The 13,149-nt window shown below is 74.1% G+C and carries 16 protein-coding genes; 5 read left to right on the top strand and 11 right to left on the bottom strand.

Features of this window, described 5'->3' with window-relative positions; genetic code table 11:
• Both VI078_14685 and VI078_14680 read left to right on the top strand, forming a co-directional pair.
• The coding region (locus tag VI078_14685; GenBank protein HEY6000530.1) for a hypothetical protein at nt 1-782 on the top strand (782 nt) is incomplete at its 5' end.
• Between the two features lie 22 nt (nt 783-804).
• Nucleotides 805-1,344 carry a CDP-alcohol phosphatidyltransferase family protein gene (locus VI078_14680; GenBank protein HEY6000529.1) on the top strand — a complete coding sequence of 180 codons (540 nt, stop codon included), beginning with the start codon at nt 805-807 and terminating at the stop codon, nt 1,342-1,344.
• Here the strand turns inward: VI078_14680 and VI078_14675 are convergent.
• Genes VI078_14675 through pyrR form a run of 5 tightly spaced genes read right to left on the bottom strand, consistent with a single transcriptional unit; the run spans nt 1,341 to nt 5,892 of the window.
• The gene (locus VI078_14675; protein HEY6000528.1) at nt 1,341-2,261 is read right to left on the bottom strand and encodes a dihydroorotate dehydrogenase; all 921 of its coding nucleotides are present in this window, start codon (nt 2,259-2,261) and stop codon (nt 1,341-1,343) included. The genes VI078_14680 and VI078_14675 overlap by 4 nt on opposite strands.
• A complete protein-coding gene (locus VI078_14670; protein HEY6000527.1) occupies nt 2,258-3,043 on the bottom strand; it encodes a dihydroorotate dehydrogenase electron transfer subunit in 786 nt (261 codons plus the stop codon). The genes VI078_14675 and VI078_14670 overlap by 4 nt, the downstream gene beginning before the upstream one ends.
• A 31-nt stretch (nt 3,044-3,074) precedes the next feature.
• Nucleotides 3,075-4,382 (bottom strand): dihydroorotase, encoded by a 1,308-nt coding sequence (locus VI078_14665; GenBank protein HEY6000526.1) that lies wholly within the window; start codon nt 4,380-4,382, stop codon nt 3,075-3,077.
• Between the two features lie 2 nt (nt 4,383-4,384).
• Nucleotides 4,385-5,341 carry an aspartate carbamoyltransferase catalytic subunit gene (locus tag VI078_14660; GenBank protein ID HEY6000525.1) on the bottom strand — a complete coding sequence of 319 codons (957 nt, stop codon included), beginning with the start codon at nt 5,339-5,341 and terminating at the stop codon, nt 4,385-4,387.
• The gene (gene pyrR / locus VI078_14655) at nt 5,341-5,892 is read right to left on the bottom strand and encodes a bifunctional pyr operon transcriptional regulator/uracil phosphoribosyltransferase PyrR (protein ID HEY6000524.1); all 552 of its coding nucleotides are present in this window, start codon (nt 5,890-5,892) and stop codon (nt 5,341-5,343) included. Before pyrR ends, VI078_14660 begins: the two co-directional genes overlap by 1 nt.
• A 164-nt stretch (nt 5,893-6,056) precedes the next feature.
• Between pyrR and VI078_14650 the strand changes: the two genes are divergently transcribed.
• Genes VI078_14650 through VI078_14640 form a run of 3 tightly spaced genes read left to right on the top strand, consistent with a single transcriptional unit; the run spans nt 6,057 to nt 7,903 of the window.
• The gene (locus tag VI078_14650) at nt 6,057-7,160 is read left to right on the top strand and encodes a diguanylate cyclase (protein HEY6000523.1); all 1,104 of its coding nucleotides are present in this window, start codon (nt 6,057-6,059) and stop codon (nt 7,158-7,160) included.
• 27 nt (nt 7,161-7,187) lie between these two features.
• A complete protein-coding gene (locus tag VI078_14645; protein ID HEY6000522.1) occupies nt 7,188-7,589 on the top strand; it encodes a DUF948 domain-containing protein in 402 nt (133 codons plus the stop codon).
• A complete protein-coding gene (locus VI078_14640) occupies nt 7,586-7,903 on the top strand; it encodes a YtxH domain-containing protein (protein HEY6000521.1) in 318 nt (105 codons plus the stop codon). The genes VI078_14645 and VI078_14640 overlap by 4 nt, the downstream gene beginning before the upstream one ends.
• A 39-nt stretch (nt 7,904-7,942) precedes the next feature.
• Here the strand turns inward: VI078_14640 and VI078_14635 are convergent, their stop codons facing one another.
• The 6 genes from VI078_14635 to VI078_14610 all read right to left on the bottom strand — a co-directional run.
• Complete coding sequence (locus tag VI078_14635) at nt 7,943-8,998, bottom strand: fibronectin type III domain-containing protein (protein HEY6000520.1); 1,056 nt, start codon at nt 8,996-8,998, stop codon at nt 7,943-7,945.
• Complete coding sequence (locus tag VI078_14630) at nt 8,995-9,546, bottom strand: nucleotide exchange factor GrpE (protein ID HEY6000519.1); 552 nt, start codon at nt 9,544-9,546, stop codon at nt 8,995-8,997. Before VI078_14630 ends, VI078_14635 begins: the two co-directional genes overlap by 4 nt.
• A 47-nt stretch (nt 9,547-9,593) precedes the next feature.
• Entirely contained in the window at nt 9,594-10,628 is a 1,035-nt protein-coding gene (gene hrcA / locus VI078_14625) for a heat-inducible transcriptional repressor HrcA (GenBank protein HEY6000518.1), read from the bottom strand.
• Between the two features lie 107 nt (nt 10,629-10,735).
• Nucleotides 10,736-12,022, bottom strand: coding sequence for an HD domain-containing phosphohydrolase (locus VI078_14620; protein HEY6000517.1), 1,287 nt, complete (start codon nt 12,020-12,022; stop codon nt 10,736-10,738).
• 7 nt (nt 12,023-12,029) lie between these two features.
• Entirely contained in the window at nt 12,030-12,365 is a 336-nt protein-coding gene (locus VI078_14615; protein ID HEY6000516.1) for an STAS domain-containing protein, read from the bottom strand.
• The coding region (locus tag VI078_14610; protein HEY6000515.1) for an ATP-binding protein at nt 12,358-13,149 on the bottom strand (792 nt) is incomplete at its 5' end. The genes VI078_14615 and VI078_14610, both read right to left, overlap by 8 nt.

The raw sequence follows: 13,149 nt of genomic DNA, 5'->3' as shown, positions 1-13,149 counted from the left end.
TCGTCGTCCGCGCCGCCGGGCGCGCGCCCGTGCAGGAGGGGCGCGCCGACCTGGCGGCCCAGCAGGCGCTCGACGAGGCGTTCCGCCGCGCGCTGCTCGACGGCCTGCGCGCCGTGGCGCCGGAGCGACAGACGCCTCGCGACCTCGAGATCTTCCAGGAGACCGTGCTTTCGCGCGCCGCCGACTTCGTCGCCGCCTGGCGCATCCTCAGGCAGACCCAGCAGGACGGGTTCGTCGACCTGGAGGCCGAGGTCGAGATCTGGCGCGAGAAGCTCGCGCGGGCGTCGCGCTCGAGCGCAGCCACCGCGGCGGCCACCCCCGCGCGGCTGCTCGTGCTCTCCGACTCCTTCCCCATGAGCGACCCCGCGGCGGATGAGGAGGTCGATGCGGGGCGCCTTGCCGCCGGCGCGCTCGAGGGCGAGCTCTCGCGCCGCGGGGTCGTGATCGTCTCGACGACCGAGCGTGCGCCGTGGGAGGCCGGGGGCGGCGCGACCTCGGAGGAGAACCGCGTGGCGCTCGCCGCAGCCGCCGGCAAGCGCCTCGAGGCGGACGCCGTCCTGCTTGCGCGCCTGACGCGCCGCGCCGGCGGGCTCGTCCTGGCGGTGCAGCTGATCGCCACGTCCTCGGAGACCACGCTCGGGGGGTCCCGGGCGGACGTCGCGCTCTCCGCCGACGCCTCGCTCGAGGACGCCTTCCAGCCGGCGTCGCGCCAGATCGCGGCGGCGCTCGCCCCGCGCATCGCGTCCCTGCGCGCCAGCCGCTCCCGCGGCTTCCTCCCCTGAGGCACCCCGGGACGCGGCGGCCGTGAACGTCCCCAACCTCATCACGACGCTGCGGCTGCTGCTGCTGCCGGTCTTCCTGACGCTTCTCGTCTACCGCCGCCCCGGCCCGGCGTTCGCCGTGCTGGTCGCCGCCGCGCTCTCGGACACGCTCGACGGCCTCATCGCCCGGCGGCTCCACCAGAAGACGGCGATCGGCAGCTTCCTCGACCCGCTCGCGGACAAGCTGCTCTCGGTGAGCGGCTTCGTCGCGCTGACCTTCCTCGGGCCCCTCCCGGCCTGGTTCGTGATCACGGTGATCAGCCGCGACGTGATCATCTCGCTCGGGTCGCTCGTGCTCTACATCCACGACGGGAGGCTGGAGATCGCCCCGACGCTCACCGGCAAGGCCGCGACGCTCTGCCAGTTCCTCACGCTGGCGCTGACGCTGCTCGTGCAGATCACCGGCGAAGGCCGGACGACGTGGTCCTGGCTGCTGGCGCTGACCGCCGCGCTGACGGTGGCCTCGGGACTGCAGTACCTCTGGCGCGGCCTGGCGCGCGCGGGCACGAAGCCCGCCGCCTAGGCCCAGGGCTCGAGCTTCCCCACCAGGTCCGCGGCGCGCGCGACCCCGTGCCGCCGCAGGTACTCGCCGATGCCGGCGACGACCTCGACCCACCGCCCGGGGTGCGTGAAGTTGACGCTGCCGAGCTGGACGGCCGTCGCGCCCGCGAGCAGGAACTCGATGGCGTCGCGCGCCGTCCAGACGCCGCCGCAGCCGACGATCGGGATGGGCAGCGCCTGGCGCACCTGCCAGACCATCCGCACCGCGACCGGCCGGATGGCGGGCCCGGAGAGGCCGCCGACGGTCCGCGCCAGCGCGGGCCGGCGCGTCTCCACGTCGATCGCCATCCCCTGGAGCGTGTTGATGAGCGTCAGGGCGTCGGCGCCCGCGTCCGCCGCGGCGCGCGCGATCACGCGGACGTCGGTCACGTTCGGCGTCAGCTTCACGAGCAGCGGCAGGCGCGTGGCGCGCCGCACGGCCGCGACCACCCGGTGCGCCTCGCGCGGGTCCTGCCCGAGCTGCAGCCCCCCGAGCTTGACGTTGGGGCACGAGATGTTCATCTCGAGCGCGTGCACCCCCTCGGCGCCGTCGAGGCGCGCCGCGAGCTCGCGGTAGTCCGCGCGGCAGCCGCCGTAGAAGTTGACGACCACGCGCGCGCCCAGCCGCCGCAGCTTCGGCAGCTTCTCGGCGAGGAAGGCGGCGAGCCCGACGTTCTCCAGGCCGATCGAGTTGAGCATGCCCGACGGCGTCTCGACGATGCGCGGCGGCGGGTTCCCCGGCGACGGGAGGAGCGAGAGGCCCTTCACGACGACGGCGCCGAGCGCCGAGAGGTCCCCGTGCGGCGCCATCTCGAGCCCGTACCCGCAGGTCCCGGACGCGAGCATCACCGGGTTCGGCAGCGCCAGGGGCCCGAGGCGGACCGCGAGGTCGGGGGTCACGGCGCCTCCCACGAGAGCTCGGCCGCGTCGAACACCGGCCCGTGCTGGCACGCGAGCCGGTACCCCTCGCCGGCGCGCACCGTGCACCCGAGGCACAGGCCGCGCCCGCAGGCCATGAGCGGGTCGACGGACACCCGGGCGCGCACCCCGGCCGCGGCGCAGACGCTTGCCACGGCGGCGAGCATGCCGTGCGGACCGCAGGCGGAGACGAGGATGCCGGCGCGCCGGCGTCGCGAGGCGCGCGCCAGCCCGCGCTCGAGCAACTCCGTCACGCGGCCGCGGCGGCCGCGGCTCCCGTCCTCCGTCGAGACTTCCACGGCGCAGCCGCGGCGCTCGAGCTCCGGCACCCGCAGGACGTGCCCCGCCTCCCGGCCGCCGAGGAAGACGCGGCACGGCCGTCCCGCCCGCCGCGCGAGCCGCGCCAGGTAGTAGAGCGGCGCCAGGCCGCGTCCTCCCGCCACCAGCCAGTGCTCGGGCGCCTCGAGCGTGAAGCCGCGCCCGTGGGGCCCGAGCACGTCCACGACGGCGCCCTTGCCGCACGCGGCGAGCTCCCGCGTCGTCGGGCCCACCACCTGGAAGAGCAGCGACAGGACGGCGCCGCCGCGCCCGCGCCGGAAGTCGTGCACCCCGAACGGACGCCGCCAGAGCGGGTCCGTGCCCTCGCGCGTGCGCACCATCACGAACTGGCCCGGTGCGGGGTCGGGCTCGCCCGCCGGCCATCCCAGGTCGAGGAGCCTGAAGTCGGACGAGAGGACGCGCAGCGAACGCGCCGTCAGGAGCACCGCGCCCCTCCCCCCGCGCCGGCGCCGCGGCTCATGGCCCGACCGCGACGACGGCTCCGTCGCGGAAGACGACGCGCCCGCCGACGATCGTCGCGCGCACGCGGCCCCGGAGACGCCAGCCGGCGAACGGCGTGTTGCGCGACCGGCTGAAGAGCCGCTCCGGCTCGACCGTCCACTCCTCCTCCGGGTCGACGAGCGTCACGTCCGCGAGGTCGCCGGGCGCGAGGCGCCCGCCGGGGACGCCGAGGATCCGCGCCGGCCGCCAGGTGAGCGCCTCCACGACGCGGGACAGCGAGACCTCGCCGTCCGCGACCAGGCGCAGCGCCAGCGGCAGCGCCGTCTCCAGGCCGATCATGCCGTTGGCCGCGGCGTCGAACTCCAGCTCCTTGTCGACCGTCCCGTGCGGCGCGTGGTCGGTGGCGATCGCGTCGATGACCCCCTCGGCGATGCCGCGCCGCACCGCGGCCCGGTCCGCGGCCGGGCGCAGCGGCGGGTTCACCTTCACCGCCGTGTCGTAGCCCTCGAGCGCATCGTCGGTGAGCGTGAAGTGGTGCGGCGTCGCCTCCGCGGTGACCGCGAGCCCCTCGGCCTTCGCCGCGGCCACGAGCGCCACCGAGCCCGCGGTGGAGACGTGCGCGATGTGCACGCGCGCGCCGGTCTGGCGCGCCAGCACGACCTCGCGCGCGACCATCGCCTCCTCGGCGGCGGCCGGGATCGGCTTGAGGCCGAGGCGCGTGGCGACCGCCCCCTCGTGCGCGACGCCATCCCCGGCCAGGCGCAGGTCCTCGCAGTGGGAGATCAGCGCGACGTCGAAGTGGCGGCTGTACTCCAGGGCGCGGCGCATCACGCCGGCGTCCATCACGGGCCGGCCGTCGTCCGAGAAGGCGCGGCACCCGGCGGCCACGAGGTCCGCGTACTCCGCCATGCGCTCCCCGCGCTGCCCGGCCGTGATGCAGCCGATCGGGTAGACGCGCGCAAGCCCGGCCTCCGCAGCCTTGCGCAGGATCGCGCGCGTCACCGGCGCCGAGTCGTTGGGAGGCACGGTGTTCGGCATGCAGGCGACCGCCGTGAAGCCCCCGGCGACCGCGGCGCGCGTGCCCGTGAGCACCGTCTCCTTGTACTCGTGCCCCGGCTCCCGCAGGTGACAGTGCAGATCGATGAGCCCCGGGAGCACCCAGAGGCCGCGCGCCTCGATCACCTGCGCCACGGCGGCGCCCTCCCCGGCCGCCTCGCCGAGCGCTCCCACCTGGCCGCCCTCGAGCAGCAGGTCCGCGACGCGGTCGATCCCGCTGGCCGGGTCGATCACCCGCCCGCCCCGGATGAGGATCCTCGCGCCGATGCTCACGCCCCGCCCCTCCCTTCCTCCGCGGCCGGGGCGCGGTGCACCCCCGAGAGCAGATAGAGCACCGCCATGCGCACCGCGACCCCGCTGGTCACCTGATCGAGGATGAGCGACTGCGGCCCGTCCGCCACCTCGGGCGCGACCTCGACGCCGCGGTTGACCGGCCCCGGGTGCATCACCAGCAGCCCGGGCCGCCCCAGCCGCAACCGGTCCGCGCTGAGCCCGAAGTGCGTCGCGTACTCGCGCGCCGACGGGAAGAGCGCCCCGCCCTGGCGCTCCAGCTGGATGCGCAGCATGATCAGCACGTCCACGGCGGGGAGCATCGCCTCGAGGCGCGGCGCAACCTCCGCCCCCAGCTCAACGATCCCCGGCGGGATCATGCCCGGCGGCCCCCCCACGAGCACGCGGGCGCCGAGAGCGCGCAGCGCGAGCACGTCCGAGCGCGCCACCCGCGAGTGGGCGATGTCGCCGAAGATACCCACGGTGAGCCCCGCGATGCGCCCGAGGCGTTCCCGGATGGTGAAGAGGTCCAGCAGCGCCTGCGTCGGGTGCTCGTGCGCCCCGTCGCCCGCGTTGACGACTGCGGCCGGCAGGCGCGCCGCCAGCATCGCCGGCGTCCCCGGGCAGGAGTGGCGCAGGACGATGATGTCCGGGTTCATGGCCTGGAGGTTGCGCGCCGTATCCAGCAGCGTCTCGCCCTTGCTCACGCTGCTGCCCGACGCCGAGACGTTGACCGCGTCGGCCGAGAGGCGCTTCTCGGCGATCTCGAAGGAGACGCGGGTGCGGGTGCTCGCCTCGAAGAACAGGTTGACCACCGTCTTGCCGCGCAGCACCGGCACCTTCTTGATCTCGCGCGAGGAGATGTCCTTCATCGTGGCGGCCGTGTCCAGCACCTCGACGATCTCCGCGGGGTCGAGGCCGGCGATCCCCAGCAGGTCCTTGCGCGCCCAGGCCATCAGCGCCGCTCCCCCTCGCCCTCGGCGATGACGACGCGGTCCTCGCCGTCGGTCTCGCGCAACAGCACCCGCACCGCCTCGCGCCGCGCCGTCGGCACGTTCTTGCCCACGAAGTCGGCGCGGATCGGCAGTTCGCGGTGCCCGCGGTCGACGAGGACCGCCAGCTGGATCGAGCGCGGGCGCCCGAGGTCCATGAGCGAGTCGAGCGCGGCGCGCACGCTGCGGCCGGTGAAGAGCACGTCGTCGACGAGCACCACGTGGCGGCCCTCCACCGGGAACGGCACCTCGGTGCGCTGCACGCGCGGCCAGTGCGCGGCGTGCGCCAGGTCGTCGCGGTAGAGCGTGACGTCCAGGACGCCGACGGGGACGCCGGAGCCCTCGATCTCCCGCAGGATCTCGCCGAGGCGGCGCGCGATGTGGTCGCCCCGGCTGCGCAGCCCGACGAGGACGACGTCGGCGAGTCCCTGATTCTTCTCGAGGATCTCGTGGGCGATGCGGACGAGGGCGCGGCGGATGCCCGCCTCGTCGAGGATCTCGGCTTTCGCGTTCACGTGTTCTTCCTCACCTCGCGGGATGAGCTTAAAGACCCACGGTCGTCGCGGATCATACCCCAGCGCCGCCCAGAGTCAAGCGCGGGGCGACGATTCGCACGGCCGACCCGTTACCGGGACCCGTCCTTGACCTGACGCGGCCGCCGCTGCATGATGCACCTGCTTTGGACACAAAGGATCGGTACGAAGAGCCCCGCGGCCTTGCCGGGGACATCGCGTCCGGCGCGGCGACGCAGGAGACGCCCTATCGCCCGCCGCCGCGGCGCTGCCTCGTCGTCGACGATTCCCCGAGCATCCGCTCGGCCGTGCGGACGGTGCTGGAGGCGATGCCCGCGGTCGGCCGCATCGTCGAGGCCGTCGACGGGCTCGACGCGCTCGCGCTGCTGGCCCGCGAGCCCGCCGACCTGATCATCACCGACCTGCAGATGCCCCGCCTCGACGGCTTCAAGTTCCTCTCGGCGGTGCGCGACAACCCGCGGCTGCGCGACGCGATGATCATCATGCTCTCCTCCCGCGGCGAATCCGTCGACAAGGTCCGCGGCCTGAACATCGGCGCGAACGACTACGTCACCAAGCCCTTCGAGGCCGGGGAGCTCCAGGCGCGCGCCGCCGTGATGCTGCGCATGCGCGACCTCCAGGAGGAGCTCCAGCGCAAGGCGGCCGCGCTCGAGCGCGCCAACCGCGAACTCGAACGCCTCGCGCACGAGGACGACCTCACCGGCCTGCCGAACCGCCGCCTTTTCTTCGCCCGCTTCGAGAAGGAGCTGCAGCGCTCGCGTCGCATGGGCAAGCCGCTGGCGGTGCTGATGATCGACATCGACCACTTCAAGGCCTTCAACGACCGCCACGGGCACCTCGCCGGCGACCTGGCGCTGCGCGCCGCCGGCGGCGCCCTGCTCAAGGCCATCCGCGCGTACGACTGCGCCGGCCGCTACGGCGGAGAGGAGTTCGTGACGCTGCTGCCGGAGACGGACGCCGCTGAGGCGCTCGTCGTCGCCGAGCGCGTCCGCAGCCGCATGGCGGCCCTGACCTTCAAGCTCCCCGGCGCCGACGCCGCGGACGCCCCCCCCGGCCTGACGGTGAGCATCGGCGCCGCCTCCTGGCCGGAGGTGCCCGCGCTGCGGGTCGACGACATCGTCGCCGCCGCGGACAGCGCGCTCTACCGCGCGAAGTCGCTCGGCCGCAACCGCTGCGAGCGCGGCGGGCCGGTGAGCGGGCCGGTCACCCCGGTGTTCGGCGACCTTGACCCCTCCGAGGGCGGGTGCTAGATTGGGGTAAACGCATCGGGGGCAATCATGACATCCGCATCCAGCGTGCTGCTCTTGGTCCTGGCCGTCGCCGTCGCCGTGGGGACGCTCTTCCTGATCCCGCTGCTGCTCGAGCTGCGGCGGACCGTCCGCACCCTCAACGGCGTGCTCAAGATCACCGAGGAGTCGCTCGCCCCGACCATGCGCGAGCTGCGCTCCACGCTTGCGAACCTCGACCGCATCACGGCCGACATCAACACGGTGACCGACGACGTGCGCATGTTCTCCGGCTCCCTGCGCCAGGTGGGCAAGGACCTCAACGAGCTGCGCGAGGTCGTCGGCCTGCTCGGCGGCGGCGTCGGCGCGAAGGTCGCCGGGTTGCGCGCGGGATTCAGCACGGGCTTCAAGTATCTGGCGCAGAACCTCTTGAAAAAGGGAGGCACCCCATGAGTCGCGAGGACGGTTGCAGCGGAACCACCATCGTCGTTTCCTTCCTGCTCGGCACGGTCGCCGGCGCCGCAGCGGTGCTTCTGCTCGCCCCCCAGGCGCGCAAGGAGTCCGCCGAGCGCATCCGCGATTTCTCCCAGCACCTCAAGGACCAGGCATCCGACTACATCGACCAGGCCAAGGAGAAGGTATCCTCCACGGTCGGACGCGGCCGCGACTTCCTCGACGAGAAGCGCTCGCTCATCCACTCCGCGGTCGAGGCCGGCAAGGAGGCCTACCAGCGGGAGAAGGCCAAGGGCGCGACCGACGCCGGCTAGGGTCTTTGGTCTTCCCCCGTCCCCTGCGGGGGCCTCTCTTCAGGGCGCGCCGGCCGCAGGCACGGCCGGCCCTTCCGCCGCGGGCGAGAAGGGACTCTCGTTCGCCCGCGCCGCGGTGTCGACCGCAGTGACGACGTACCGATAGCGGGCTCCCGCCCGCGCGCCGGGTGTCTCCTCGCGCCAAGCGTTCCCGCGCACCGGCATCGGCGTGAGCAGCTCGAGCGGCCCATCGTCGATCGACCGGTAGATCCGGTAGCCGAGCAGGTCGGGGACCGCCACCTCGTCCCAGGTCAGCTGGAAACTGCCGGGCCCCGCCGTGACGTGCAGGGCAGCCGGAGGCGGCGGCGGGGTGACGTCATCGGTGCGGGCGCACACCTCCGCGCTCGAGGGACCTTCCACCTCGCCGGCCGGCGGCCCGAGCACCGCCCGCACCCGGTAGCAGTATTCGCGCGCCGGCTTGACCCGCGAGTCGGTGTGGCGCGGCTCCTCGAGGGGCACAGGCGTCAGGCTCTCGACCTGGCCGTCCGGCGCCTCGCGCCGGTAGACGCGATAGCGCGCCCCCGCCGCGGGCCCGGAGGGCGGGACCCAGGCGAGGACCACGGCATGGTCGTCCCCGCTGGCCGTCACCCCGGCCGGCGCGGCCGGCGGTTGCTGCCACGCGATCTCGACAGGATCGGAGAGCGCGCGCCGCTGCCGCGCGGCGTCGCGGAACTCGACCCGGTACGCGCTGGACCCCGCGGACCGCGCCGCCTCGCTCCAGGAGAGCGGCGCCTCGAATGCGAAGCCGTTGCGCTCGAGGATCGTCCCGACCTCGACGAAGTCCCGCGCGGGAATGTCGCGCCGCAGGATGCGCGCCAGCACCCAGGGGTCCTGGCGCTCCGGGAATACCCGGTGCGCCGGCACCGAGAACTCCAGCGTGACCTGCCCCTCCCGCACCGAGAGCCTGGGCGCGCCGGCGCGCTCGGCGGGACGCTGGTCCGGGAGACGCAGCGGCGCCTTCTTCCCGCATCCCGCGCAGAGCGCCAGCGCAAGGGCCGCCACCGTCGCGCACGCGCCGGCGACGCGCCGGCGACGCCCCGCCGGACGGCCGGTCACGTGCCGGTGCCCGCGCCCTCGCCCGGGACCTTGGCGACCGCGACGAGCGCCGGGCGCAGGACCTTGCCGTCGAGGAGCCAGCCGCGACGGAACTCCTCCACCACGGTGCCGTCCGGCGGGTCACCCGAGGTCTCGACCCTGGCCATCGCCTCGTGGCGGTGCGGGTCGAACGGCGCGCCGACGGCGGTCATGGGCTCGGCCCCGAAGCGGGCCAGGACCTCCGTGAGCTGCCTGGCGACCAGATCCACGCCCTGCGCGAGGCTCTCAGGGGCCGCATCGGGCGCCGCCGCGTGGCGCAGCGCCCGCTCGAGGTTGTCGATCACGTCGGGCAGCTCCCGCAGCAACCGCTCCTTCGCGTGCCGGTTGGCGCTCTCGCGCTCGCGCTGCTGGCGCTTGCGGTAGTTCTCGAACTCGGCCTGCAGCCGCAGGTGCCGGTCGCGGAGCGTCGCGAGCTCCGCGCGCAGGGCCTCGACCTCGGAGGCGGGATCCGCGGCGGGCCGCGCCGCTCCGGGCTCCGCCCCGGCTTCCTCGGACTGCGGTCTGGTCATGTCTTCTTGAGCCTCCCCTGAAAGGATAATCCCCGATCGCCGGCGCGTCACGCGCGGCTGAGGCAATCGCCCAGGTCGTCGGCGGCGCAGGCCACGATCGGGATGATGCGCTCGTAGGCCATCCGGGTCGGGCCGATGACGCCGAGCACGCCGATCGGCTCCCCGTCGCGCCGGTAGGGCGCCGTCACGAGACTGACGTCCGTCAGGCCGGGAAGGCTGACCTCCCCGCCGATGAAGACCCGCACGCGATCGGCCCGCAGGCACTCGTCGAGGAGCGTGCACAACCGGCCCTTCTCCTCGATGGCGCGCACGAGCGCCCGCGCCTTGCCGGGGTCGGCAAATTCCGGCACGTCGAGGATGTTGGCCGCGCCATCCAGGTACAGCTCCTCGGCCGGCTCGCGCGCCGCCAGCGCCAGGCGTCCCAGCTCGAGAGCGCGCAGCACCAGCGAGTTGAGCGCGGCGCGCTCGGCCGCCATCATGACCGCGAGCCGCGTCCGCACCTCGCGCAGCGCAAGGCCGGCGAAGCGCTCGTTCCAGACCCGTGCCATGGCGTCCAGGTCCTCCTGCGGCCAGTCCTCCGGCAGCTCAAGCACCCGCGTCTGGACGAGCCGGCTCTCGGTGACGAAGATCGAGAGCACCCGCCGCGAGGCCACGCGGCGCAGCTCGAGGTGCTCGAGCCGGGCGTCCAGCAGCCGCGGGCCGAGCACGAGGCCCGCCTGGCGCGACGCCGCCGAGAGCGTCCGCGTGGTCTCCCGGATGAGCTCGCCGATCTCGCTGCGCCGGCTGGCGATGCGCTCGCGCATCCCCTCGAGCCCCTCGCGCCGCGCCGGCCGCACGCCGACGACCTCGTCGACGTAGAACCGGTAGCCGAGGTCGGTGGGCACCCTCCCCGAAGAGACATGGGTCTGGCGCAGGTACCCCTTCTCCTCGAGGTCGGCCATCGTGTTCCGGATGGTCGCCGGGCTGACGTCGAGGTCGAGCTGCTCCGCGAGGTAACGCGACCCGATCGGCTCGCCGCTGCGGATGTGGTGCATCACGGTCAACGCCAGGACCGTGCGCTCGCGCTCGTTCAGGGGGGCCATGCCGTCCTCACCGCCTTCCTTCCCCGCCGGGAGTGCCTGACACCGCCCGGACCGCCGAAAACCTAAGGACTGGCGGCGGTTTTGTCAAGCAGCTGCGCGGCCGGGGCTCAACCGTGCACGGGCTCCAGGTCGGACAGGATCCGGTCGATGCGCCCGATCACCGCGTCGGCGGAAAAGTGCCGGTTGAGCCCCGCGATGAGGGCCGGCTCCGCCGCATCCCCGCAGACCTCGGCGCGCAGGACGTCGAAGAACGCCCGGGTGACCTCGCCGTCGAACTGGACGCCCACGCCCTCCCGGATGCGCCGGACCGCCTCCGGCAGATCCAGGGCGGGACGGTACGGGCGGTCGGAGGTCATCGCGTCGAAGGCGTCCGCGATGCAGATGATCTTCATGCCCGGCAGGAGGCGCTCCGGGCCGAGCCGGTCGGGGTAGCCCGACCCGTTGACCCACTCGTGATGGTGGCGGGCGATCAGCGCGACGTCCGGGTACGGGAACGCGATGTTCGAGAGGATGTCGTAGGAGACTGCCGGGTGCCGGTGGATCTGCAGCATCTCCGTCTCGTCGAGCCTCCCCGGCTTGAGCAGCACGCTGTTGTCGACCGCGATCTTGCCGATGTCGTGCAGGTGGCTGGCGACGCGCAGCGCGCTGATCTGCGCCTCCGGCAGGCCCAGCGCCTTGCCCAGCGCCACCGCGATGCGCGCGACGCGGTCGGAGTGCCCGCGGGTGTACGGGTCCTTGGCGTCGATCGCGGCGCCCAGCGCTTTCACCGTGTCGGCGTAGATGCCCTCGAGGTTGCGGTACAGGCGCCGGTTCTCGGTGACCTTGCGCCGCAGCGCGGTGTTCGCCTTCTCGAGGTGACTCAGCAGCGCCTGGTTGTGGACGCCGATGGCGATGTAGTTCGCCATGACCATGATCAGCTCGTAGTCGGACTCGTCGTACGGTTCGCCCGTGTACTTCTCGCCGAGAGCCACCGCCCCGACCAGCTCCTTCTTGAAGCGCAGCGGCGCGAGGGCGACGGCCCCCAGCTCCTGGAGCGCGCCCGTGCGCCGCACCCACGAGCCGAGGCCCGTGGGCGGGTGCTCGAGCAGCAGCGGCCGCCGGCGCCGCCAGAGCGCCTCCGCCCGCGCCGGCGGGAAGGCCAGCCGCACCCCCGCGGCCACCGCCGAGGAGCCGCGGACCGCCGCCACCTCCAGCTCGCCGCTGCGCCGGTCGTAGAGCAGCAGCGCGCCCCGCGCCACGGGGACCGCCCCCATCAGGCTCAGCAGCGCGGTCTGGAGGTTGTCGTGGAAGTGGTTGTGGGAGCTGAGCACGTCGCCGAGCTCCTCCATCGTTGCGATGCTGAACATCAGCCTGCGCATCTGCGATGCGCTGTCCGGCGCGTTCGCGTGTCTCATCGCCCCCTCACCCCCCGACCTCGTCGTCGGCACGCACCAGGCGCGCGTGGCGGTGCAGGCCCATGATCCGGAAGATCTCCTCGTTGACCGCGGTGAGCTCGGAGAACACCAGCTCCCCCCCGAGGCCGCGCACCCGCTCGATGACGCCGATGAGGATGGAGATGCCCACGCTGTTGATGAGGTCGGTCTCCCTGAGATTGACGACGAACCGCCGCTCCCCCGCCTCGAGCAGCCGCATGATCTCGCGCTCGAGCTGCTCGCCCGCCGCGCGGCTGAGGTACCCGCGGGTGCGCACGACCGCCCACCCGTCGCCGACATGGGTGGTGAACGCGAAGCTAGCCATCCGAGCGCCCTCCCAGATCCTTCTCCAGCACCAGGCTCACGCCGTCCTCCCGCGGCTCGATCCGCACCTCGTCGATCAGTTGCCGCATCAGGGTCAGGCCCCAGCCGCGCCGCCGCGGGCCGTCCGCCGCGGCCGCCGTGGCGGGCAGCGCCGCGAGCGGGCGTCCCCGGTTCTCGACCCTGATGCGCAGCCTCCCCCCGGCCACCCCGAACCAGAGCCGCACCCTCCCCTCGCGGTCCCCGCTGTGCTCGAAGGCGTTGATGCAGGCCTCCACGAGCGCCGTCTTGAGACGTCCGGCATCCTCGGGCCCCATGCCGAGGTTTTCGGCCAGCTGCTCGAGCGCGCGCGCCGCCACCAGCTCCGCGTCGGCGGCGCGGGGAATCGTCATCTCCATCTCCAGCGACGGGGCGGGTCCCGCGTCCAGCGCCGCCGGCGACGGCGGGGCGGGCAGGCCCAGCGCCTCCGCCAGTGCAGCGAGCTGCGCGGGCGTGGACGTCATCAGGCGCAGGCGTGCGGCCGCCTGCTCGCCCTCGCCGTCCAGCGGCTGATCGGGCAGCGCCCAGCGCACCAGACGCTCCGACGGCAGGTCGCCCGCGGCCTGCAGCGCCGCGACCTGGCGGTCGAATGCCGCCAGCTGTGCCGCGCTCCCCGATCCGCCCGCCACGCGCCGCGCCACCCAGGCGACCTCCGCGTCCTTCGCGCCCGCCTCGCCGCGCAGGCCCCACGCCAGCGCGTCGACGTCGCAGCCCGCGGGCGAGCCGGCCGCCCCCACGCGCCCCGACAC

The organism is bacterium (assembly GCA_036524115.1).
Classification (GTDB): Bacteria; JAUVQV01; JAUVQV01; order JAUVQV01; family DATDCY01; genus DATDCY01.
Note: the sequence above shows the minus strand (reverse complement) of the source record. Positions and strands in the feature narration are given on the sequence as shown.